This is a genomic window from Gracilimonas sp. (genome assembly GCF_035704785.1).
Lineage (GTDB): Bacteria > Bacteroidota > Rhodothermia > Balneolales > Balneolaceae > Gracilimonas.
The window spans coordinates 1-24,376 of sequence record NZ_DASSWP010000204.1; the positions used below are offsets into that span (position 1 = coordinate 1).

General features: G+C 40.9%; 22 protein-coding genes. 17 read left to right on the forward strand and 5 right to left on the reverse strand.

What is annotated here, in order from left to right:
- The 4 genes from VFM80_RS11625 to VFM80_RS11640 all read left to right on the forward strand — a co-directional run.
- Positions 1 to 683, forward strand: a 683-nt coding sequence (locus VFM80_RS11625) for a M28 family peptidase (RefSeq protein WP_395071997.1), incomplete at its 5' end; no start/stop codon positions are given.
- On the forward strand, positions 683 to 1,519 hold the full coding sequence (gene prmA, locus VFM80_RS11630; RefSeq protein WP_395071998.1) for a 50S ribosomal protein L11 methyltransferase: 837 nt from the start codon (positions 683 to 685) through the stop codon (positions 1,517 to 1,519). The genes VFM80_RS11625 and prmA, both read left to right, overlap by 1 nt.
- Positions 1,516 to 2,433 (forward strand): Ppx/GppA family phosphatase, encoded by a 918-nt coding sequence (locus VFM80_RS11635; protein ID WP_395071999.1) that lies wholly within the window; start codon positions 1,516 to 1,518, stop codon positions 2,431 to 2,433. Before prmA ends, VFM80_RS11635 begins: the two co-directional genes overlap by 4 nt.
- 126 nt (positions 2,434 to 2,559) lie before the next feature.
- Positions 2,560 to 3,192: an RNA polymerase sigma factor gene (locus VFM80_RS11640; protein WP_395072000.1), complete on the forward strand. Its 633-nt coding sequence runs from the start codon at positions 2,560 to 2,562 to the stop codon at positions 3,190 to 3,192.
- 4 nt (positions 3,193 to 3,196) lie between these two features.
- Here the strand turns inward: VFM80_RS11640 and queG are convergent, their stop codons facing one another.
- The 5 genes from queG to VFM80_RS11665 form a co-directional block, all read right to left on the reverse strand.
- Positions 3,197 to 4,147 carry a tRNA epoxyqueuosine(34) reductase QueG gene (queG, locus tag VFM80_RS11645; protein WP_395072001.1) on the reverse strand — a complete coding sequence of 317 codons (951 nt, stop codon included), beginning with the start codon at positions 4,145 to 4,147 and terminating at the stop codon, positions 3,197 to 3,199.
- Between the two features lie 89 nt (positions 4,148 to 4,236).
- Positions 4,237 to 4,941 carry a cell division ATP-binding protein FtsE gene (ftsE, locus tag VFM80_RS11650; RefSeq protein WP_395072002.1) on the reverse strand — a complete coding sequence of 235 codons (705 nt, stop codon included), beginning with the start codon at positions 4,939 to 4,941 and terminating at the stop codon, positions 4,237 to 4,239.
- On the reverse strand, positions 4,923 to 5,705 hold the full coding sequence (locus VFM80_RS11655; RefSeq protein WP_395072003.1) for a class I SAM-dependent DNA methyltransferase: 783 nt from the start codon (positions 5,703 to 5,705) through the stop codon (positions 4,923 to 4,925). The genes ftsE and VFM80_RS11655 overlap by 19 nt, the downstream gene beginning before the upstream one ends.
- Positions 5,695 to 6,705 carry a 4-hydroxythreonine-4-phosphate dehydrogenase PdxA gene (pdxA, locus tag VFM80_RS11660; protein ID WP_395072004.1) on the reverse strand — a complete coding sequence of 337 codons (1,011 nt, stop codon included), beginning with the start codon at positions 6,703 to 6,705 and terminating at the stop codon, positions 5,695 to 5,697. Before pdxA ends, VFM80_RS11655 begins: the two co-directional genes overlap by 11 nt.
- Positions 6,706 to 6,746: 41 nt before the next feature.
- On the reverse strand, positions 6,747 to 8,123 hold the full coding sequence (locus tag VFM80_RS11665; protein WP_395072005.1) for a GWxTD domain-containing protein: 1,377 nt from the start codon (positions 8,121 to 8,123) through the stop codon (positions 6,747 to 6,749).
- 114 nt (positions 8,124 to 8,237) lie between these two features.
- On the opposite strand from VFM80_RS11665, the gene VFM80_RS11670 reads away from it, so the two are divergent.
- The 13 genes from VFM80_RS11670 to VFM80_RS11730 form a co-directional block, all read left to right on the forward strand.
- Complete coding sequence (locus VFM80_RS11670; protein WP_395072006.1) at positions 8,238 to 9,869, forward strand: acyl-CoA carboxylase subunit beta; 1,632 nt, start codon at positions 8,238 to 8,240, stop codon at positions 9,867 to 9,869.
- Positions 9,870 to 9,946: 77 nt separating this feature from the next.
- Positions 9,947 to 10,438: a hypothetical protein gene (locus VFM80_RS11675; protein ID WP_395072007.1), complete on the forward strand. Its 492-nt coding sequence runs from the start codon at positions 9,947 to 9,949 to the stop codon at positions 10,436 to 10,438.
- Between the two features lie 115 nt (positions 10,439 to 10,553).
- Complete coding sequence (gene recO, locus VFM80_RS11680; protein ID WP_395072008.1) at positions 10,554 to 11,282, forward strand: DNA repair protein RecO; 729 nt, start codon at positions 10,554 to 10,556, stop codon at positions 11,280 to 11,282.
- A gap of 8 nt (positions 11,283 to 11,290) precedes the next feature.
- Entirely contained in the window at positions 11,291 to 12,835 is a 1,545-nt protein-coding gene (locus tag VFM80_RS11685; protein WP_395072009.1) for a trypsin-like peptidase domain-containing protein, read from the forward strand.
- The gene (locus VFM80_RS11690) at positions 12,836 to 13,372 is read left to right on the forward strand and encodes a hypothetical protein (protein WP_395072010.1); all 537 of its coding nucleotides are present in this window, start codon (positions 12,836 to 12,838) and stop codon (positions 13,370 to 13,372) included.
- 213 nt (positions 13,373 to 13,585) lie between these two features.
- The gene (locus VFM80_RS11695; RefSeq protein WP_395072011.1) at positions 13,586 to 14,947 is read left to right on the forward strand and encodes an amidohydrolase family protein; all 1,362 of its coding nucleotides are present in this window, start codon (positions 13,586 to 13,588) and stop codon (positions 14,945 to 14,947) included.
- Positions 14,948 to 14,951: 4 nt separating this feature from the next.
- Positions 14,952 to 16,346, forward strand: coding sequence for an amidohydrolase family protein (locus VFM80_RS11700; protein ID WP_395072012.1), 1,395 nt, complete (start codon positions 14,952 to 14,954; stop codon positions 16,344 to 16,346).
- 15 nt (positions 16,347 to 16,361) lie between these two features.
- The gene (locus VFM80_RS11705) at positions 16,362 to 17,675 is read left to right on the forward strand and encodes an amidohydrolase family protein (protein ID WP_395072013.1); all 1,314 of its coding nucleotides are present in this window, start codon (positions 16,362 to 16,364) and stop codon (positions 17,673 to 17,675) included.
- A gap of 394 nt (positions 17,676 to 18,069) precedes the next feature.
- Positions 18,070 to 18,468 carry a hypothetical protein gene (locus tag VFM80_RS11710; protein WP_395072014.1) on the forward strand — a complete coding sequence of 133 codons (399 nt, stop codon included), beginning with the start codon at positions 18,070 to 18,072 and terminating at the stop codon, positions 18,466 to 18,468.
- Positions 18,469 to 18,505: 37 nt separating this feature from the next.
- Positions 18,506 to 21,385, forward strand: coding sequence for an ATP-binding protein (locus tag VFM80_RS11715; protein ID WP_395072015.1), 2,880 nt, complete (start codon positions 18,506 to 18,508; stop codon positions 21,383 to 21,385).
- A gap of 69 nt (positions 21,386 to 21,454) precedes the next feature.
- A complete protein-coding gene (locus VFM80_RS11720) occupies positions 21,455 to 22,099 on the forward strand; it encodes a response regulator (RefSeq protein ID WP_395072016.1) in 645 nt (214 codons plus the stop codon).
- 205 nt (positions 22,100 to 22,304) lie between these two features.
- Positions 22,305 to 23,675, forward strand: a complete 1,371-nt coding sequence (locus tag VFM80_RS11725; RefSeq protein WP_395072017.1) for an acyclic terpene utilization AtuA family protein — start codon at positions 22,305 to 22,307, stop codon at positions 23,673 to 23,675.
- Between the two features lie 39 nt (positions 23,676 to 23,714).
- The coding region (locus VFM80_RS11730; RefSeq protein WP_395072018.1) for an NAD(P)/FAD-dependent oxidoreductase at positions 23,715 to 24,376 on the forward strand (662 nt) is incomplete at its 3' end.

A 24,376-nucleotide genomic window follows, 5' to 3' on the forward strand; every position in this document is an offset into this window, starting at 1 on the left:
CCCTCGAGCTCGGAAATGTAATAGCCGCTTTTAATTTATCATCCCCGGATAGAATTATGTTGAGTGCCCATTGGGATAGTCGCCCGCGGGCGGATATGGATTCTACCAGAAAAGATGAAGCGATTCTTGGAGCAGATGATGGCGGCAGCGGGGTAGCAGTATTACTGGAGCTTGCCCGGATGTTTAAAGAGAATCCACCACCCATTGGAGTGGACATTGTGCTGTTTGATGGAGAAGATTATGGTAAGTCAGGAAGCCTGGAAAAATACTTCTTAGGTTCCCGGTATTGGTCTGCAAATCCTCCCGTTCCGGGTTATAACCCTCGGTTTGGGATCTTGCTTGATATGGTAGGATCTGAAGGTGCTCAATTTCCAAAAGAGCAATATTCTGTAAGTTATGCTCCAAATCTGGTGGATGAAGTTTGGAATATCGCTGCTGAGATGGGATACGATAATTATTTTTTGGATCAGCAAGGTGCAGCGGTCTCCGATGACCATGTAATAGTGAATGAACAAGCCGGAATTCCCATTATCAATATTATAAATCACAGCCGAACAGAACGCGGCAATGCAGAATTTGCCCATTACTGGCATACTCACGCTGATAATATGGACATCATCAGTAAGGAAACCCTGCAAGCCGTGGGTGATGTGATGGCTGAACTCATTTACAATCGTTTGTAATGGAATATGTTGAACTTCGAATATCACTCAAAGATGACTTTCATGAACTAATGATCGCTGAACTTTTTGATCTGGATTTTGAAGGTTTTGAGCAGGAAGATGATCTGTTGGTAGCAACGATCCCGGCCAATCGTTTTGATGATACCAAGAGAGAGGAAATTGAAAAAAAAATTATGAATTTTGGCCCGGATACAGTGATTCTGAGCGAAAAGATCATTGCTCCTCAAAACTGGAATGAGGAGTGGGAGCAAACAATAAAGCCCCAAATGATCGGTAAGTTCTATGTGCATCCCACATGGAGTAAATTTGACGGAGACCTCCAAGACAAGATTGAGCTGATAATCGATCCCAAAATGGCTTTTGGAACAGGATATCATGCTACCACGCGGGTGATGTTGGAATGGGTGCCGGAAATCATCGAAGATGGGGATAAAGTATTGGATGCCGGTACCGGCACCGGTATCCTGGCGATCGCAGCTCTCAAATTAGGTGCAAGTTCAGCCTTTGGTTTTGATATCGACGAATGGAGTGAGACCAATGCCCGTGAAAATATCTTACTTAACAAAGTTGAGAATTTTGAAGTGAAGCTGGGTTCAACCGATATGATCCCTGAGGGTGAAAAGTATGATGTGATCCTAGCTAACATCAACCGAAATGCACTGATCGAATTGATCCCTGATCTGCTGAAATATCTCAATGAAGGCGGAAAACTTTTGTTGTCAGGATTGCTGGAAGAAGATGAATATGTGATATTAGATCAGCCTTCAGTAAAAAAACTACGACATATCGATACTCGTCAGCATAAAGAATGGATCGCAATATTATTTGAATTATGAAGGCGGCAATCGACATTGGAACCAATACCGTTCTATTACTTATAGCCGAGCTTGAAAATGGGATTATCAAGCCGATCCATGAAGAACACAGAGTTCCCCGGCTTGGCAAGGGAGTGGATGCAGATAAGAATATAAATGAAGCCGCAACCCAAAGGGTGATCTCAGCTTTAAAGGATTTCAAGGACATCATTACATCCGATTTTCCAAAAGTTGACACCGTTACTGTAACGGCAACCAGTGCAGTGAGGGATGCAAAAAACCGACAGGAATTTATCCAAAAGATAAAAAATGAAACCGGTTTTACTATTCAGTTGCTTTCAGGGAAAGAAGAAGCCGAATGGACCGCTGCGGGGGCACTTTCAGTGTTGGAGGTTACAGAAGAAGAAACGCTTATTTTAGATATAGGTGGCGGTAGTACGGAAGTAGCTCAGGTAAAGGAAGATTCTGTTTTAGATGCTCATTCCTATGACATGGGTTCCGTTCGTTTTACAGAGCGATTTTTACATGAAGACCCTCCAACCGGGAAGCAGATATTGACCTGCAAAAAGGAAATCAAACATTTATTCGACAGCAGGCCTTTTAGCACAAATTCAAAAGTACACGCTGTGGGTGTTGCAGGAACGGTAACTACACTTGCAGGAATGGTGCTTGATCTGAAGGAATATCACCCGGAAAAGCTGAACGGCCATGCACTGACAGTAAATGATATACAGTCAGTTATTTCGGAATTTTCATCCACGGCAAGTAATAAAATGCTTGAGAAACATCCGGTATACTTGAAGGGGAGGGCTGATATTTTTCTGGCCGGAATGTTGATCCTGGAAGGTTTTATGACACAATATGGACTGGAAAAGCTTATTGTTTCTATCGGGGGTATACGGCATGGGGCTGTTATAAATTCAAGATCCCTTTGATTTATGCCAAAAAGTGGAGTCTTTTTTGGTTGGAGTAACTTAAAATGAATGATTAAAAAAAAGGTTTAAAAAATACGTTTTCATTTATAAAAGGCTTTGTATTTTAAGTGCTGAATAATTTAAGATATGCCAGAAGATAACTCTGAAATTAAAAATAACTCACCGCGTCAAAATGCATCTGCAAGTAGCCTTGAAGATGACAAGTATGTAGCGGAAGCTTTAGCGGGGCGAGAAGACTCGTATAAGCAATTGGTGGATAAATATCAAAAGCCGCTTTATTTCCATATCCGTAAAATGATCAAGGAAGTGGAACTGGTTGAGGATCTGGTACAGGAGGTCTTTATGAAAGCCTTCCACAACCTATCTACCTATAGTAATGAATATGCTTTTTCTACCTGGCTGTATAGAATAGCTACCAATCATACCATCGATTATCTCCGGAAGAAAAAATTACAGACCCTGTCTATCGATCAGCCCTATCAAACCAAAGACGGGGAAATGGCGATACAGCTTCCTGATGAAAGCTTTTTAACCGATCAGCCGGTGATAAAAAAGGAGCGGAAGCAGATCGTACAGGATGCCATCGAAAATCTTCCCGAAAAATACCGCGCTGTAATTGAGATGCGGCATATGGAAGAGAGGTCATATCAGGAAATTTCTGAGATATTGGATCTACCCCTTGGAACAGTCAAAGCTCATATTTTTCGGGCCCGGGAGCTGCTCTATAAAGCATTGATTGATAAAAGAGACCGGTTTTAAGCTTTTATTTTTGGGCTAAATTGGACTCTACAATGGAGACATTGGATTTAAATTTATAATACTTTGCCCGGCGAATTGCACTTCCTTCAAATGTTTCTTCATACTGTTTTGGAGTAAGGTTCTTCCAGAATTCCAGATCTCGTTCCGCTACATAGTCCCTGGGATGAAGATCTTCGAATTGTGCCAGCACTGATTTACTATTCCAGGGACACACATCCTGACAAATGTCACATCCATAGATCCAATTCTCAATATCGGTTTGATATTTCTTATCAATTTCTTCCTTCAGCTCTATAGTGAGATATGAAATACACTTGGTTGCATCCACACGGTAAGGCTCGTATATGGCATCGGTAGGGCAGGCTTCGAGGCAGCGGGTGCAGGAGCCACAGTGATCGGTTACCGGAGTGTCATAGCTTAATTCTGCATCAATGATCATTTCCCCGATAAAGAAAAATGAACCGATATCTTTATTCAGTAAATTCGAATTCTTGCCTATCCATCCTAGTCCGGCACGTTGAGCCCAAACTTTGTCAAGCACAGGAGCCGAGTCGGTGAAAATACGTCCCTCAAGGCTTCCGATTTTTTCCTCTGTGAACTTGAATAATTTCTTTAAATGCTTTTTCAGAACTTTGTGGTAATCTCGACCCTGAGCATATTTTGAAATAAGCGGGCGATCACGGACTCCGATCTGTTCATTATGTTTCGGGTGATGATAACTCGCTAAAACTGAAACTACCGTTTTTGAACCGGGGACCAAAAGCGTTGGGTCCACCCGTTTATCAAAATGATTATTCATCCAGCCCATGGTGCCGTTCCTTTCTTGGCTCAGCCATTCCTCAAGCCTGCGGGCCTCTTCAGGTAGATATTGAGCTTTGGCAAAACCACAGGCATCAAAGCCTAATTGAAGGGCATAGGTGCGAATTTGCTCTGTTATTTTTTGTTGATGGTGCATCAGTTGGGGAATTAAAATTCAAAATGAAAAATTAAGCTAGCCGATCGGCAAACTTGATCTTAGATTTTCATTTCTCATTTATAAAATATCTATGACTTGACCGGGACCAGCTTTTCGCCCTTCCAGACCAGATCCTGGGTTTTACCATTGACCATACGTACGGTGCGAGCCCTGTATTTCTTGACTACGGCATAATCATGGGTAACCATAAGAACGGCCATTCCACGGTTGTTGATAGTGCGCAACAGTTCCATGATCTCTTTTGTGGCTTTAGGATCAAGGTTACCGGTGGGTTCATCGGCAAGCAATATTCGGGGCTCATTCGCCAAAGCACGGGCAATAACAACACGCTGTTGTTCTCCTCCTGACAGATCTTTAGGCATATGCTTTCTTCTGTGACTCAATCCGACCATCGTTAACACTTCAAGCACGCGTTGTTTTATAAACTTGGGCTTCTCTCCGGTTACCTGAAGTGAGAAAGCAACGTTATCATGAACATTGCGGTCCTGAAGCAATTGAAAGTCCTGAAATACAATTCCGAGTCTTCGGCGCAGCATGGGCACTTCCCGTTCACTGATCCTGTTTACCGGATATTCGGTAACCCTTACCGTTCCATGGTCAGGAACAACATCGCGGTATAGCAATTTCAGGAATGAACTTTTACCTACACCGGTAGGCCCGATAAGGTAAGCGAATTCACCGTTGTGGAGTTTGAAATTGACATTTTCTAAAACCGGGGTATTATCATACCTCAGAGTTACATTTTGAAGTTCTATTACTGCTGTTTCTGACATCTAAGTACCATTGTTACACGTGTGCTGTTATCGTCTGCATCAACCAGATCAAAGCCTTCATATTTGGCTACCTGATGATAGGAGGTTTGTTCCAAAATTGATAACATTTCGTTGAGTGAATAAATACGTTGTTTATGAACTTCATTGAAGCTGCGAATTACCGTTTTACCGTCATCGGCAAGTTCATCAATATCAAATTCATTGAAGTGAAATTGTTGCTCCGGCTCATATCTGCTTTCCCTGAAGTAACGGTAAGGGCCAAAACTCCCTTCCTCATTATTTAAATAATCGACGGCTTCCAGGGAATTTTGTGGAGTTGAAAAATCAAAAATGAGCAGTCCTCCGGGATTCAAAATATCCTGACAGCCCAGAAGCATTTTAAGAATATCTGTTTCATTGTGAAGATAATTCACGCTGTCAAAAACGGAGAAAATGATATCAAACTTTTTATCACAGTGGATGTCTGTAAAGTCCATGGTGTGAAACTGAACATCCGCTTCTTGCTCAGCTGCTTTTTGACGTGCCTTTTCGATCATGGCGGCAGATTGGTCGGTGGCGGTGAGAATGTACTCATCCAACTTTGCCAAATACAGGGATATTGCACCTGTACCGCAAGCGAGTTCCAATACATCAACTGGATTCGGGTGATGGGTTTGAATGACTTCATCAATAAAGTCCGCCCACATTTCATAGTCTACATCTTGCATGAGTGTATCATACAGATTAGCTAAAGCTGAATAAATTTCGGCTTTTTCAGTTTTCACTAATTCGTTTATTTGCAAGTTTAACAGCCAACATATATGCTTCCTTAAAAGATGATGGATCAGCGATACCTTTCCCTGCTATATCAAAAGCAGTACCGTGATCGGGGGAGGTGCGGATGATAGGTAACCCTGCCGTAAAATTCACCCCTTTTCCAAAAGATAAGAGTTTAAAGGGAGCTAATCCCTGATCATGATACATGGCTAAAATTGCATCATGTTTGGTATGGAGTTTTTGCCCAAAGAATCCATCAGCAGGGAAGGGGCCATGCAGTGTAAAAGGATTGCCTTCAGTCTTGATCTCTTTAATTACCGGTTCAATGACATCAATTTCTTCCATCCCGATCACCCCGCCATCACCCGCATGTGGATTCAGGCCAAACACCGCAATTTTTGGATGATCAATTCCGAAGTCTTTTTTCAGGCTCTTAGCCAGCAGCTGAACTTTTATTTTGATCAGCTCTTCAGAAATAGAACTTGCCACATCTTTGATGGGGATATGTGTGGTAACCAAAGCCACACGTAAATCTCCGCTTACCAGCATCATTAAAACGGAATCAGTATCAGTTTTTGAAGCCAGGAATTCGGTATGTCCGGGAATTTCATAGCCGGCTAAATTTACGGCTTCTTTAGAAATAGGAGCAGTAACCATGGCATGAGTTTTACCTTCCATGCATAATTCGATGCATTTCTCAATGGACAGCATGGCCACTTCACCGCTTTGGGAAGACTGTACACCCGGCGTGATCTTGAGATCATCTGAAGAGATGGGGAGGACGTTAATTACCCCTGCTTTCACATCCTGGATCTGTTCGGCAATATGTACCTCATGTTCAGTAGAAAGCAGTGATTCTGTATGCTCGATAATTTCTACAGGTGAGATAATGACCGGGACTGATAAGCTTAGATCAACACCTGATAATGTTTTAAGGACGATCTCGGGTCCTATTCCATTAAAGTCACCGATTGAAACAGCAATGTGTGGAAGTTTCTTTGCAAGCATTATGTAAGGAAATTACATCTAATTATAAGCAATCCACAAAATTATCGGGTTCCTATCAAAACAAAATCTCCAAAGCCGGTACTGGCTTCAAAAACAAAAGTTCTGTTTGGGTATTTCCAAACTTCCCGTGTTTTACCGCCCGGTGGAAATACCCGTTCTTTATCATTGGGTGGGCCAAATTTTATATAGATCTCGCCTTGGTCACTTTCATGTCCCAATGGGTTTTCCTGACTCCCAAATTCTTTATAAGCATAATCTATACGTCTATAATATTCAGCCATTAATTCATTGTAAACGGTGTTAGGAGTCGGGTCTTTACTTTCCCAAAATTCACGAAACTTCTTTTCTCTTTCTTTGTCATTACCGTTGTTAATTTGCTCGATTTCACTTTCGGAAGCAATGTACTTAAGCATGTCGATCGAAATATTCAGATTGTAAAGACTGGCAGGCATATTGGGCCAATAAGAACGGAACAAGGTCCGGGCAATAGGTTTTTCCTCATTATTTTTAATAACGGACAGGAAGTAGGGTGCGTTATCAAAATTACTTGCCGGAATAGAAACCAAAGCATAGGTATATGGGTAGTTTCCTTCCATTAATGTCAGGGATGGTTCTTCTTCTTCATTCAGGTTAATAGTTGAATTTGAATAAAATGCTTCGTCTTCAATAATTTCAGAATAGATGTTTGAACCGGAGGTAGTATCTTTTTCGGTTGGATTAGCATTGTTGACTTTTACCGAGTACTCAGCTTCATTGTCAAAATTTGGGATTCGGATAAGTGCATAGAAGTCCTTCCCAAATGGAACGTTGTTTTGCATATTCATAAGCTGAAGAACTTGAGCTTCACCATTATTGGTGTGCTCTTTGATCAAAAGGATCTCGCCGGTTTCTTTGGTACTCAGGTCAGGGACAGTGATATTTCTTCGTTGTGTATTACGCTCGTTTATTTCCTGCATCATTGCGAGCTGAAGTATGAAATTATACTTTCCCGGCGTCAGTTGAGCAGACAGAGATCCCGAAGCATATAAATTTGCCGATTGAGTTTCCTCAAAAGAAGAAGTATATAAGGTATCAGTCCAAACGTCTCGGGATACAGAATTTGCTGAAGCTTCCTGTCTTCTTTTTAACTCACCACTGAATATCTCGTTACTTAAACGAATTGTAGAGTAAAATTCAGCATTCTCGGGAGCATTTAGCGAATTGTTTGCCGGAAGTTTTTTAAATGGGATAAAGTCGTTATTAAACCTGAATATAAAAGCGAGGGTAGTTTTACCATCTTCGCCCGGAAGTATGATGTCATCAATGAAGATAGTAGGGCTTTCTGCTTGCCATACCAGTTGTGGATAGGAGACTCTTTGGGCGATAAGTGAAGTTGAGAATCCTAAGAAAAGAAGTAAGGTGAGAATTTGTTTGCTCATGAAAGTCAGTTTTTTGAATGAATTAAATCAATATCGGGGTTTACACATTAAATATAATCCCTATTTTCAACGCAGCATTTCAATTAACATTATTAAGATAAAAAAAATCTGTTTATGAGTAACACATCCGGAAACGCTACCAAGAATTGGTTACACAGTCTCATCGAAGAATTTGGTGAAATTGAAGGAGAAATTAAACTCGGTGGCGGACAAAAACGTATCGACAAAGAACACGGAAAAGGTAAGTTAACAGCACGTGAGCGTATCAAAATGCTTACGGATGAGGATTCCCGTTTCTATGAGCTAGGGCTTTGGGCCGGATATGAAATGTATGAAGAAGAAGGTGGATGCCCCTCGGGCGGTGTAATAACCGGAATCGGTGAAGTGAGTGGACGAAAGTGTATGATCGTCGCAAATGATGCTACGGTTAAGGCAGGAGCCTGGTTTCCCATCACAGCCAAAAAGAATTTGAGAGCGCAGGAAATTGCCATAGAGAACCATATTCCACTTATTTACCTGGTGGATTCAGCCGGGGTTTTTCTGCCTATGCAGGATCAGATCTTTCCTGATAAAGATCATTTTGGCAGAATGTTTAGAAATAACGCGGTCATCTCAGCTAAAGGAATTCCGCAGATCGCGGCTATCATGGGAAGTTGTGTTGCAGGTGGAGCCTATTTACCGATCATGAGTGATGAGGCTTTGATCGTGGACGGAACGGGGAGTGTATTCCTGGCCGGCAGTTACCTCGTGAAAGCGGCCATCGGTGAAGATGTTGATAATGAAACTCTGGGCGGTGCTACAACTCATACAGAGATATCAGGAGTTACTGATTATAAAATGGAAGATGATGAAGAATGTTTGTCAACCATTCGCGACTTGGTAGATAAGCTTGGTCCATTTGATACAGCTGGATTCAACAGAAAGGAGAGTAAGGAGCCTAAACGGCCGGCCAGCGATGTCTTTGAAGTGCTACCGGAATCAAGAACCGGTCCTTACGATATGAATGACCTCCTGGAGTGTATTGTGGATGAAGACAGTTTTACGGAGTTCAAAAAAGGCTATGGCCAAACGATTATAACAGGTTACGCACGTATCGATGGATGGAGTGTTGGGATCGTTGCCAATCAGCGTACGGTGAGCAGAACCAAAAAAGGCGAGATGCAGATCGGTGGTGTGATCTATTCCGACAGTGCCGATAAAGCTGCACGCTTCATTATGAATTGTAATCAAAAGAAGATCCCGCTGATATTCTTTCAGGATGTAACCGGTTTTATGATCGGAAAGAGAAGCGAGCATGGTGGAATTATAAAAGACGGTGCCAAAATGGTGAACGCAATGAGCAACAGCACGGTACCAAAGATCACCATTGTAGTTGGGAACAGCTATGGCGCGGGAAATTATGCCATGTGCGGTCGGGCTTATGATCCCCGGTTTATGTATGCATGGCCTACGGCAAAGATTGCTGTAATGAGTGGAGCTTCGGCTTCAAAAACCTTGATGCAGATACAGGTAGCTTCAATGAAGAAAAAAGGGAAAGAGGTAAGTGAAGAAGAGCAGGAGAGGATCATGAAAGAAATGAGTGATCGTTATGATCACCAGACAGATGTACGGTATGCAGCCTCACGGCTTTGGGTTGACGGAATAATCAATCCTATCGAAACCCGTGAGCGAATTTCTAAAGCTATTGATTGTGCGAATCTTAATCCGGAGATCGAAGAGTTTAAAACCGGAGTGATGCAAACGTAGTACTAAATGCAAAAGAGGGCTGACCTTCCTGTAAATGAATAAGCCGGTAAATATCTTCAACGAATCACTGATCCCTATTGAATTACGATCTTCAAAAACAGCACAATCTAATACTCTTTGGAGTTGAGGCAAGCTTCACCCTCATAGATTTTCTGATGTTTTTCGCCAGTTTTTTATTGGGATTTGTGTTTGCCCTGTTCTTTCTCATTTTTGCTATAGCGGTACTCCAGAAAATATTCTCCAGGTATGAATTTGAGTTTAATACCGATGAATACGTCATTACCAGATATTATCGGTTCTTCGGTTATTTTAGATTTAAAATTCAAACCATTGGATTTGGGGAGGTAAAAGAATTTCTGTTTTCAAATTTTGATAGCGGGCAGGCTTTGTTCAGCAAGGGGATGGATACGAAAGAATGGTTTACTTTAGATCTTATAACCCAAAATGGATATTTAAGGTTAATAAAAACCGATGAGGAAGAAGTAGGTGAGCTTTACGAACTATATCAGGAACTGAAGGAAAATCTGGATATTTACTTCAAGTTTCGGGTAGAGTTTTTGGAAGAATGACAGGTTTATGAAGCCCGATTTTAAGTATTTAGTATATACTCCTTAAGATCATTTACCTGACAATTAATACTTACTTCCTGTTTCTTTTCTCAGAGCTGAGAGATATGTTCTTATTATGATCGTTCATACACAAGCCATTATTTTACGCGTTATCGATTATCAGGAATCGAGCAAGATCCTGACTGTGCTTTCAAAGGAACATGGGAAAATTGCGCTTATAGCCAAAGGTGCTAAAAAGCCTAAAAATAAACTCTCCGGGATATTGGAAATAGGGGCAGTTTTGGATGTGGTGTATTATTATAAGTCCTCAAGGGGAGTGCAAACGCTGACAGAAGCCTCCGTTTTCTATTCTACGAGCAGCTTCAGAAAAGACTTTCAGAGGGCTGCTGTACTATATTCTACGCTGGAATTGTTGAGTCAGCTTGTGCACGAGCACGAAGTGAATCAACCTATATTCGAGTTTGCAGTTAATTTTATTGAATGGCTGGGTGATTCAAAAGAAACCTATCCCTCAGTTTTTGCGTACGTGCAGTTAAGACTGGCTGAAATCACAGGAATTGGATTAGTCAGTGCATTGTCAGTGATACCGGAAATTTCATATTTAAATATATCAAGCGGAAATATATCGGAACAATCAGAGGATGAATTATCTTATAAACTAACCCCGGCACAAACACGTTTTTTAATTATAGCTATGTCGGGAAAAAGTAAAAATATATTTAAAACCGGATTAGAGAATGGTGAGCTTAAACAACTTGTTCACCATTTAGACGTATATTTTAAGTACCATATTGAAGGCTATCAGGAACGAAGGTCAGATTCTATTTTTGAACAGATGTTATAGGTGACACAATGAAAAGAAAAGATTTAATACTTACAGGTATTTTGCTGGTAATGATCGGTATTACTGCGGGGACTCTTATCGCACTCTACACGATCAACGAAGAGTTGGCACCCTTGGCTGAAGTGAGGACAACAGAGATTAACCAAAGTGAGTCTCCATTCATATCTGATGAGGCTCTGGAAGGTGCTGACGCCAGGTTTTTATTCAAAAAGATTGCTGAAGAAGTAACTCCAACAGTTGTTTATATAGAAGCTATAGTCCCAATTGAAGGTGCAATCTCAAATAATGAGGACCGTGAGTTAGAAGAGGAGGATGAAGGCGATAGCTTTTGGGATCGATTGATGCCACAGCGTGCACGAACAGTGGGTTCGGGAGTTTTAATAACTTCGGACGGATATATTCTGACCAATAATCATGTTATTGAAGATGCTGTTGAAAAAGGGTTAAGAGTGGTACTAAGCGATAAAAGAGAATACCCAGCTAAAGTTGTTGGTGTTGATTCTAGTACAGATCTTGCTGTTATAAAGATAAACGGAAGCGATCTCCCGAAAATCACCATTGGCGACTCCGAGACCCTTGACGTTGGGGAATGGGTACTGGCTATCGGTAATCCATTCAGGTTGCGTTCCACGGTTACCGCGGGGATCGTAAGTGCTCTTAGCCGTGACGTACAGATCATCAATGATCAGATGCGTATCGAAAGTTTTATTCAGACAGACGCAGCTATAAATAAAGGGAACAGTGGAGGCGCTTTGGTTAATACCAGTGGCCAGTTGATTGGGATAAATACTGCCATAGCATCACAAACAGGCGCTTATCAGGGATATGGATTTGCCGTACCCAGTAATCTTGCCATAAAGGTAGCGAAAGACCTTATTGAATTCGGGCAGGTCAGAAGAGCTTTATTGGGAGTTACTATTGCAGGAGTAGATTACACAAGGGCTGTTGAAAAGGGAATGGAAACGGTAAGAGGTGTTGAAATACTAACAGTCAGTGAAAATGGAGCAGCTTCTGAGTCCGGAATTCAAGCCGGTGATGTTGTGCTTCGTGTGAATGGTATAGAAGTTAATGAAGCAAATCAGCTGCAGCAGCAGGTGGCGGTGTTACATCCGGGTGAATCAGTGAATTTAAGTATTCTTCGAAATGGTGAAGTCATACAGAAAAGTGTATCTCTGAAGATGTTAGTGCCACAAGATATTCCTGAAATATCCGCGAATGAAGAACACATATTTCCGGAAGAGGTACCTGAGGGTAATAGAGGAGGGCTCTTCTATAAAGAATTCGATCTTGGATTCAGGGTCAAGGCTTTGGCTAAACCGGAAGACGCTGAAAAATTTGATATCTATATAGATGAAGTATATAAATATTCAGAAGCCTGGAATAGGGGATTAAGAGCCGATCATCAGATCTTAAAAATAGAGAAAGAAAAAGTTGAAGATCTTTCAGGATTAGAAGAACTTATACGCCGTAATTTGAATGATAAAGGATCAGTGACACTCGAAATTATAAACGAAGAAGGTGCTCGCGGCTTTATCGAATTAAAAAGGAATTAAATGCCTCGTATTTTTAGTGTAGTAGTTGTTTTTGTTTTGATGTTAGGTATTTCAGCCTGTTCAACTTCTGAAGAGATAACAACAAAGAGTGAAACTTCACCCGGTATTTATCCCTCATGGTACTCCACCTCCGGATTGGCTTCAGACTCACTTTCATTCCGGGGATATGCTACCGCAGTCTCATCTGATTCTGTTTTGGCAATGGCCAATGCTGAACTTCAGGCCCGGGTTAATCTCGAGAGTAACATTGCCCACAAAATGGAAGCAGTGCGTGAAGCTTTGGAAGAAAGGGGATCAAGCTTAGCAACAAATACTGATTTTATTATCACCTTAAGGAATGCGCATAATATGGTACAGAATGTGGCCAGATTAGAAAACAAATCCGCAGAAGAGGAAGATGGATATTATCGTGGATTTGCTCAGGTTGTTATTTCGAAAACAGACTTGAAATCCCTTCTTGAGTCCGGTTTTTCAGAGAAAGACGATTACTGGCAAACATTTAGTTCTTCTCCTGAATTCAGCGAAGAAATAGAGTGACTCTTTAACCTTAATACGAGTGAACTCGGTATGTTGGCGGTACAATGTGAGAACAGCTCTTCCCAATCTCACTCTATAATTTATCTGTGTCCTAAAAAAAGTAAACCATTCTTTTTTTTATCATTTACAAAATTTAGATACCTGTGGCTTTATTAAGAGCAAATTAATGCAGTTATTGTCACCATCAAAAAAACTAAAATTAGACCATCTGCTATGAGAAAACAATTGCTATTGTTAGCGTTATTATTTGTGGGTTTGGGGATGCAGGGTATTTTTGCCCAGACAACCCCGGCTCAAGCGCTTAAAAATGTAACCATCCATAATGCCGATGGCTCTACTACCCAGTCGGCCACTATTGTGTGGCGAAACGGGGTTATTGAAGCCATTGGAACTAACGTGACCCTTCCATTCGATGCTTTTGAGATTGACGGAGGCGATAGCCTTCATGTTTATCCAGGCTTTATCGATGGATTTTCTATTTGGGGCAGCCCCGATCTCCCACGACCACAAGATCTACCCAGTTTAGATGAACCGGGAAATCCTCCTTACGACCGGGCCGGTGTTCAACCTGAAAGAAAGCCTTCAGTACTTCTAAAAGAGGATGAAAATTTTGAAACCGGAATGAAAGCCGGATTTACTACTGCGGCTTTGTATCCAAATGGAAACATGCTGCCGGGGCAGGTAGAAGCATTTTATTTATCAACTGATCATGAAAATGTCCAGCTTATTAAAGAAAACCTGGGATTAGCCGGATCATTTGAGGAAGCTCCCGGCGGATGGGGAAGCGGTGCTTATCCATCTACTTTGATGGGTGTGATGGCAAAGTTTAGACAAGTGATGTTTGATGCCACAGCACTGCAACAGCACATGAGATATTACTCTCAAAACCCGGAGATGCCAGCACCGGAAAGAAGCAGAGTTCTGGAAGCTATGTTTCCTCTGGTGAATAAAACAACACCTCTCTTTTTTGAAGTTGATACCAAGGAGGACATTGAACGGTTATTTAAGCTTCAGGATGAATTTGGCTTCAATGCAGTTATTGTGTCCGGGAAGGAGGCTTATGCAAAAGCAGATGAGCTGAAACGAAGAAATATTCCAATATTAGCCGGGATTGATTTCACTGATATGCCTGAATGGTATGCTGAGACTAAGAAAAAAGAGGATTCCGAAGAAGATGAGAAAGAAGAGGAAGCTTCCGAGGAAGAAGAAATATCTGAAGAGGAACAAGCCTATCGTGAAAAACAGCTTGAGGCCTGGAAAGCTGAAGTTTCTAATATCAAAAAGCTAATGGATGCAGGTGTACCTGTTGGATATGCTTCAGCCGGTATTGAACTCAAAGACCTTGACGGTAAAATTGAAATTCTGCTGGACGAGGGAGGACTTACTGAAGGTGATTTGGTATCCTTAATGAGCATAAACACAGCAAACATCCTTGGTTTAAATCGTACTCTAGGAAGCCTTGAAAGAGGTAAAAATGCCAGTTTTTCAGTATTTGATAAGGCTATGAGCGAAGATAAAGCGAAAGTGCTGTACAGCATTTCGAACGGTACAATTTACGAATTTAATGGGAATTAAGAATATGAAGAAACTTATAACACTATGTATGATCGCTGCTTTTGGAATCACTGCTCAGGCGCAGGACAAAGGCTCGGTTCTTATTCAAAACGCAACAGTGATCACTGTAACAAACGGTGATCTGGAAGATACGGATGTACTCATTGAAGATGGTATCATTCGTGAAATTGGAAAAGACTTAAGAGCACCCCGGGGTGTAGAAACCGTGGATGCCACCGGTAAATTTGTAATGCCCGGGATCATTGATGCTCACTCTCACTTGAATGGTGTAGACATCAACGAAGCTCGTAACCCGGTCACAGCTGAGGTAACGATGGAAGAATCCATAGATCCTAATGAAGTGGGTATTTATCATGCATTGGCAGGTGGAGCTACAACTATACACCTGATGCACGGCTCTGCAAACGTGATCGGTGGTCAGGGTGAAACCCTAAAGCTGCGATATGGAGCTTCTCAAGAAGGAATGAAATTTGAGAATGCCAAACGTACGATCAAGTTTGCCTTGGGTGAAAATCCAACCAGGGTTCATGGGCAAGGAAATGGCGTACAACCCCGTACCAGAATGGGCGTTGAGCAAGTTATTCGAGGCCACTTCGATGAAGCCCTTGATTATAAGCGCAAAAGAGAGGCATACTTGGAAGCCAAAGCCAATTATGATCGAAGACAACGGGGAACCCCACCGGTACCGGTTGCAGAAAATCTAAGGTATGAGGTGTTGAATGATGTCATTGAAGGTGAGATCCTTGTTCATTGCCATTCATATCGTGCAGATGAGATCCTCATGTTAATGCGTGTTTTTAATGACTATGGAATTGAAGATTATACTTTTCAGCATGCAAACGAAGCCTTTAAGGTAGCTAACGAGCTGGCAAAGAATGGTGCCATGACTTCTGTATTCTCTGACTGGTGGGCGTATAAGTTTGAGGTGTATTACTCAACTGCATATAACGCTTCTATTCTAAATGCAAACGGAGTTGTAAACAGTATCAACAGTGATAATGATCAGTTGTTGAGAACACTCAATCACGAAGCTGCAAAAGTAGTTCGCTACGGAGACACTTCAGTAAACGATGCCATTAAAATGATCACATTACATCCGGCAATTCAATTAGGCATTGATGATCGTGTAGGCAGTATAGAAGAGGGTAAACATGGTGATGTTGTTGTTTGGAGTGGACACCCCCTAAGTATCTACAGCAAAGCTGAGATGACTTTTGTGGACGGAACCAAATACTTCGATCTTGAGAATGATCCGGATGACATGCGCATACAAATAAATCCTGGAGCAGATTACGATGACGGCTCTAATTTCCGTGAAATAGTCACTCGCAGGGATGAAGATGCATGCTTACAAGATTCATTTATACTTATGGAAGAACAAAATAACGCTTATAACTAAACAGGAATCAGACTCATGAAAAAACTTAATATTTTTGCTGTAATTGTTGCTCTGCTGTTTAGTTTATCAGCCACTGCTGAAGCACAGATAACTGAGAAACCGGAATATGGTAAATTTGCCATTACAGGAGCTACTATACATACGGTAACGAATGGAACCATAGAAGGTGGAGTAATTTTGATCGATGGCAATGACATTGCTTTTGTAGGTCAAAATATTAAAATCACGGATGAATACACTCGGATCGATGCTACCGGCAAGCATGTATATCCCGGTATTATTGACGGATGGACAGGACTTGGCCTGGTCGAAATATCTGCTGTACCGGTAACCGTAGATGTTGCTGAAATAGGACAATTCAATCCACACATGTATGCTTTCACTGCATTCAATCCGCATAGTGCTTCAGTACCTGTAACGCGTGTCAGTGGCGTTACAACAGTGTTGTCACGCCCAAGTTCAGGTAGTATTTCAGGTAAAGCAGCGGTAATGGATCTTTGGGGATATTCTCCGGATTCTATGGCTGTCAAGAAAAGCGGAGCTTTGATTATGAACCTTCCATCAAAAGGAGGAGGTTCATGGGATACCCGCAGCGAGGAAGAAATTCAGGAGCAATATGAAAATCAGATCAAAGAGATCAATGATTTCTTAAATAAAGCTCGATTTTATGATCAAATGATGAAAGCTTACGAAGCAGATCCTTCAGGAAAAACCAAACCGGATTTTGACCCAAGAATGGAGGCCATGCGCGAAGTGCTTACAGGTGATGTTCCCGTCGTTATATCAGTTAATGATGAAGAGGAGATCTTAGATGCTATCGAATGGACTAAAGGTCAACAAGATATGAGCTTTGTATTTGCAGGTGTTCGTGAAGGCTGGAGGGTGGCAGAAGAAATAGCTGAAGCAGGAATTCCTGTTTTAACTACCACGCTTTATACTCCTTCCCGCGACTATGATAGCTATCAGCGACCTTATGAAAATCCCGGTTTAATGGCTGCTGCCGGCGTGAAAGTTGCCATCGTTTCAAATGATACCGAAAACTCACGTAATACCCCTTTTGAAGCCGGATATGCTGCAGCTTACGGTATGGGGACAGATGAAGCAATTAAAGCAATCACGATCAACCCGGCTGAAATTTTTGGAGTGGCGGATAAATTGGGTTCTATAGAAGAAGGGAAACAGGCGAATTTGTTCATTTCGGATGGAGATCCTTTAGAGCCAATGACAAATATCGAGCAAGTATTTATTAAAGGCTTTAAAATCCCTATGCAAAGCCGTCATATCCAGCTTTATGATGAGTTCTTGAATAGGGATGCTGTGAACAGATAAACTTTTTTGGATCTAATTTCTATTCTAAAACATTAAAGTCCGGCTTTTGCCGGACTTTTTTTTTGGGGAATTGTTTATCAGAATCAATATAGATTCTTAAAACCACATAAGTATGTAGTGTATGCAATCAAAAAGTTACCGATACTAAATCAGTATCAAATATAAAATAGGGTTTGGGTTTGAGGGGTACATGAGTGGTTACAAAGGGTGTATTTTTACGATCCTAAAGAACTGCCAGAAGCTTGTCTTTGATTAGACAGGCTTTTTTTGTGAAAAGAAGTTCTGCAACTTGATTACTAAGATTTTTAAAGCTTTTTTCACAACAACATTATTTAGTGGTGTAATTGATAAGTAACCGTATTAACTGAAAACAAATCTCAATAAATTTTAAAAGATGGCAACAAAACAATCAATGCATTCAGGAAGTATTCTTATTAAGGGGGATATTTTACAGGAGTTAGAGTATCAGTTAATGACAGATCTTAATGTAGGTCCTGATTTCAAACCAATAAAAAATGGGGAAGAAATAAAGATTGGATCTTCTGATAAATATTTGGCGCTCAGATATTCATTTAAGGAGCCCCGTAAAGATGGATTTCAAATCAAAGATCAAAGTGGCAATATTAAATTGATCGGTTTTCAGTTTCGAATGGATAGGGATAAGGGCAAACTTTGGTCATATAACATTTTTAAGATCGAGAGCAGCGATGATCTAAATACTAAGAGCAGCGAGACCCTCAAGACTACCGATCATGATTCCGATGTAGAACCACCTGAGCCTCCACTTCCATAAATTAACTGACAAATAATGTGCACAATTTAAGGGTGGCATGAAGCATATACTATTCTGTGTGTTGATCTTGTTTGGATTTTCTTCCAGCGTGATCTCTCAGGGACTTAACGGATATCCCATCATCAGGAATTATAGCCCGGATGAATACGATGGACATGTTCAGAATTGGGCTTTTGCAGAAGACTCTGCCGGTATCTTGTATATTTCGAATACTCAAAACATTATCCGTTACGATGGGGTTAATTGGTTTGACACCTCTATTCCTAATTCAAGTACCTATTCAATACACCTTACTGAAGGGAAGAAATTGTTTGCAGCCGGTTCAGATGAATTTGGCTATCTGTCAGAACCAAATGATGATTCCTTGTCCATCATACAATACTATTCTTTAAGGCAATTAGTATCAGATACGCTTGATCTGGGACGAATATTTAATATCGAATCATTAGGAGAGAGTGTTTACTTCCAGTCTGGTGCAGGATTGGTAAGATATAACGGAGTGGAAGCAAAATTTTATAAGCCTGAGGATAGTTTTACCATGCTATTCAGGCTTGAGGATCAAATATATGTAAGAGAGGCAAATCAAGGTATTAAGAGGATTCAAGGAGATTCTCTGATATTAATCCCGGGAGGCGATTTCTTTTCAGATCGATCTCTATCTACCGTTCTGGAACTTCCGGACAAAGATATATTCTGCAGTTATCAGGAATGTTTTATCTATGAAGAGGAGAGTTTTTTTCCGTTTGATACTGAGGTAGATGACTATATTTCATCCAATTATCTTGATGAGGCTATTGTACTTGAAGATGGAAATATTGCTATGGCTACCAGGCTGGGTGGGGTTTTATTCATTGATGAAAAGGGGAACTTGCTTCAATTGATTGATGAGAATAATGGATTGATCAACAATACTGTATATGGTATTTATGAAGACAGGAACGGAAGTGTTTGGGTTGCTACCGTAAATGGGATCTCCCGAATAGATTTTAGTTTGCCACTTCGAGTTTTTGATGAAAGAACGGGGGTAAATGAAGCAGTCTTAGATCTGCTGATTTCCGGGGATGAGTTGATATATGGCACTTCTCAGGGGCTCTATCACCTAAATGATGATTTAGTAGAAAAAAAAGCCACCGGAATGTGTGGGCAGGTTGATCAGATATTTGGAAATATTTTTGCAGTCTGTGGGAGTCAATTATTGAGATATGATGGAAGCATATATGTGGTTATGGAAACCCCGGGCCCGGTCAGGAAATTTACGGAATTTCAGGAGCCTAACCGGTTGGTGGTTGTAAGTAATGACAATGTGTATGTTCTGGAAATTAAGCCTGATAATTCTTTCAGCCTTTTATACACTATTGAAGAATCGAATATCGAACCTATTACCGTGAAGGTTGATGACAGTAAACACATTTGGGTGGGAAGAGGTAATTCGGGTTTACTTCATTTTGAATTGAAAAGAAATGGTGAAGAGATTGTTGATCATTCCGCTGAGATATATTTTTCAGATATAACAAATCAACAAGATGATGGCAGGATTGATGTAACGAAACTAGGGGAAAAGCCTATTTTTTTAACTTATGGAAAAGGGCTACAGCAGTTTAATAAAGAAGTGGGAAAGATGACCCAGGTGACCAGGTATGGTTCACTATTCTCCGATACAACCCGCCAATTTTTTTGGGCCAAGGAGGATATGGAAGGGAATGTATGGTTCAGGTCAGGTGGGGAATACCAAGGGGCATTGCTACAGGAAAACGGGACTTATAAAACGTACGAAGGCGCTTTAAAACTTATTGATCACAGGCAAAATAATGTTATATATCCTGATAGCAGTGGATATGTTTGGTATGGAACTGATAGGGGATTGGTGAGATTTAATAAAGATCATTCATTTGATCATTCTAAATTATTCCCTACGCTGATCAATGAAGTTTTGGTAAGAAATGATTCGCTTATAAATGGTGGAGATTCTGACCCACCTGTACTTGAGTATCAAGAGAATGAATTGAGATTTACCTATGCTGCTGCCAGTTATTATGCTCCCGAGGAAACACAGTACAGAGTTCAACTGGTTGGTTTTGATGAAGATTGGAGTATCTGGACCACAGAAACACAAAAAGACTATACTAATATACCTGAAGGGGAGTACCATTTTGTGGTTGAGGCTCAGAATATTTTTGGTGTAGTTAGCCGATCCGAGTCTTTTTCATTCTCCATACTTCCACCGTGGTATAGAACTTGGTGGGCTTTTTTGATGTATGTAATAGCTATTTCAGGCATTTTATATTTTTTGTATAAGATCAGGGTGAATCAATTACTAAGGGTTGAGCGAATCAGGAATAGCATTGCAAGTGACCTGCATGATGAAGTGAGTGCTACACTCAGCAGTATCAGCTATTTTGCCCAAGCTATTAAAAGCGATAAACTTAAGGGAGATAAGAATAGGTTTGTTGACCTGATCGCAAATAGTGCAGGTGATGCAAAAGAAAAGATCACGGACATAGTATGGGCTATAAATCCAGAACATGATGATTGGCAGGAGCTGCTCTCAAAATGCCGGCGTTTCGCTTCTGATCTTTTGGAAAGCAAAGGCATAAAATATAGCCTGAAAATAGACGAACATATTCCCGGAAAATTAGATATGAGGCTGCGACAGCATTTGTGGCTCATTTTTAAGGAAATGGTGACAAATGCCGCTCGACATTCAGAAGCCAAACATGTAGATGTGATCTTAAAATATAAAAAGGGGCATCTAAAACTGGTTGTTCAGGATGATGGAAAAGGAATGGATGTAGATTCAGTCAAGAAAGGAAATGGAATGGTAAATATTAACAAAAGAGCAGATCTAATTAAGGGAGAGATATCCTTAAATACCTCAGAAGGATTTGGAACCCGTTGGATACTGAAGGTATCTGTATAAAAACTGCATTACCATGCAGTGTATTCATATGCAGAACTGATTAAATTCAATTATATAAGTAAAAGAAATATGGGACTAGACGTGATAAAAGTTGGGATTGTGGAAGACAACGAATACATGAGGGAGGGATGGGAAACATTTATAAGTCATGAAAATGATCTCTCAGTTATTGGAAGCTTCGGTTCGTGTGAAGAGGCTTTTGAATCAAAGGCCATACACAGAGTTGATCTGATGATCATGGATATTGGATTGCCGGGAATGTCGGGAATTGAAGGAGTTAAATATATGCGTGAACACCACCCGGATGTTAATATTATCATGGCAACAGTACATGATGACGATGATCATATCTTCGATGCATTAAAAGCAGGGGCAGTTGGGTACCTCATGAAAAAAGTGACCCCTGATGAAATGGTAAGTGCCATTCGTGATGCACAGGAAGGAGGGTCACCTATAACTCCCAATATTGCCCGAAAGGTCATCAATACCTTTCAACAAGCAGCTGAGATCGAAGAAGAGTTAACTGAGCGTGAACTTCAAATACTGAAACAATTAGCCACCGGGCGTTCATATGCTGCGATCGGAAAAGAAATCTACTTATCGGTAGATGGCGTACGCCACCATATTCGCAATATTTATCAAAAACTGGAAGTACATACCCGCTCAGAAGCTATTGCAAAGGGGATAAGTAAAAAGATAATACGCCCTGATTAGTGTAGGAGAATCTAATACCACATCATCATGCGGTTCTATTATGATCTATGATGTTTAAATTATTTCATGTTAGTCCTTCCAAGACTAAACTAACCTAATACACAAAACCCTGCTTTTGAAGAAAGCAGGGTTTTTTTATTTCACATGCAATGAAAATATCACGATATTCAGCCCGAATTTCAGTTGTACACAAAAGCAGTTTTTTATGAAAGAATTTATCCGTATTGCATCAGGTCAGGGTTTTTGGGGTGATCTTCCCAACGCTCCGGTCAATCAAGCTAAAAAAGGGCCGATCGATTATCTTGTGATGGATTATCTGGCTGAGGTCACGATGTCCATTATGCAAAAACAAAAGATGCGAAATCCGGATTGGGGATATGCTCGCGACTTTGTAAATGTGGTTGAGCAAGTACTGCCTGAGATCAAAAATGATGGGATCAAAGTGATCAGCAATGCAGGGGGAGTTAATCCAAAAGCATGTAAAGATGAAATTCTAAAAATAGCTAAAGAAAAGGGCTATACTGATTTAAAAGTTGCCGTAGTGGATGGCGATGATATCTTAGATCAAATTGATGAACTTATTGCTGACGGACATGAACTTAAAAACATGGACGATGGCAGGCCAATTTCAGAAATAAAAGATCAGTTACTGAGTGCCAATGTCTATTTTGGATGTCAGCCCATTGTAGAAGCTCTTAAGTTAGGAGCTGATGTCATTATCACAGGAAGGGTGACCGATACCGGTTTAACGTTGGCTCCAATGATTCATGAATTTGGATGGGAGTATGATGATTTTGATAAAATGGCTGTAGGTACTATTGCCGGACACATTCTTGAATGTGGTGCGCAGTCATCAGGCGGAAATTTCACGGATTGGGAAAAGGTAGAAGATTTTACAGATATTGGGTTCCCTATCGTTCAGGCATATCCTGATGGGGAGTTTTTTGTAACTAAACACGAGGGCACGGGCGGTTTGGTAAGTGCCATGACCGTAAAGGAACAATTACTTTACGAAATTGGAGATCCTGCCGACTACATCACTCCGGATGTTATAGCTGATTTTACCTCTATAACTGTAAAAGAGGTTGAGAAGAATAAGGTGAAAGTAACCGGAATAAAAGGACATCCTGACACTCCAACCTATAAAGTTTCAGCGAGTTATAATGATGGCTATAAGTTGGCTGCTACCCTTGTTTATTGCTGGCCTGATGCACTTAAGAAAGCTATTAAAGGTGCAGAGATCTTAGAAAAAAGAGCAGAGGGTCTTGGTTTAAATTTTGATGAATTTCACAAAGAGTATATAGGTTACAACGGTAATTCAGAGAAGCCGGTAACCGAAGAAGCGCTCGAAACTGAGTTTGATGAAATTCAAATGAGGGTATCAGTATCAGGGCAAAGTAAAAACGATCTGAATCGCTTTGGGATGGAAATAGCACCTCTTATCTTAACGGGACCAAGTGGAGTGACCGGTTTTGCAGGAGGACGTCCAAAAGCAAGCGATGTGGTTGCGTATTGGCCGGCTTTACTTGATAAAAAGGCCGTCAAAACAAGAGTTACATTATTTGAAATTAAATAAGTATAACAGCCGGAAATTTTAACATTTGGGACAATATTGATGAATATGAAGATCGCAGTAATTGGAGCAGGAATTTCGGGCTTGGCAGCAGGCCGGGAACTGGCAAATGCGGGGCATGAAGTTGTAGTTTTCGAAAAAAGCGGAGGCTATGGAGGTCGTCTTGCTACTCGATATGCAGGTCAGGGAAATGATCTTAAACTTGATCATGGGGTTCCTTACTTCACAGCAACTTCGAATGAATTTAAAGAGTTTATTACAGAACTGATCTCAAAAGGGGTGCTTACAAACTGGGAAGGTGATTTTGCTCATAGAGATGATGAAGGAAATATTACTACTATTGAGAAGGATTCTCCATATTACTTTGCTAAAGATGGAATGAACACCATTGGTAAATACCTTGGGCGTAATCTTGATATCCGCCTGAATGAAAAAGTAGGAGGATTGACTCACATGGGTGAAAATCGCAGCAAAAAGAAAAGCTGGATGCTTAATTTCCCAACCGCATTAACCGAAAGTGCGGATGCTGTGATCATTTCCGCACCGGCACGTCAGGCTTATGCAATCATCAATACAACCATTGATGAGATCGAGACTTTAAAGCTGATCCGGGAAATTGATGAAGTTGAGTACGAATCTCAGTTTACACTTTTGGCAGGATATAACGGGACTGAAATGCCTGATTGGAGCGCACTGGACTGTGA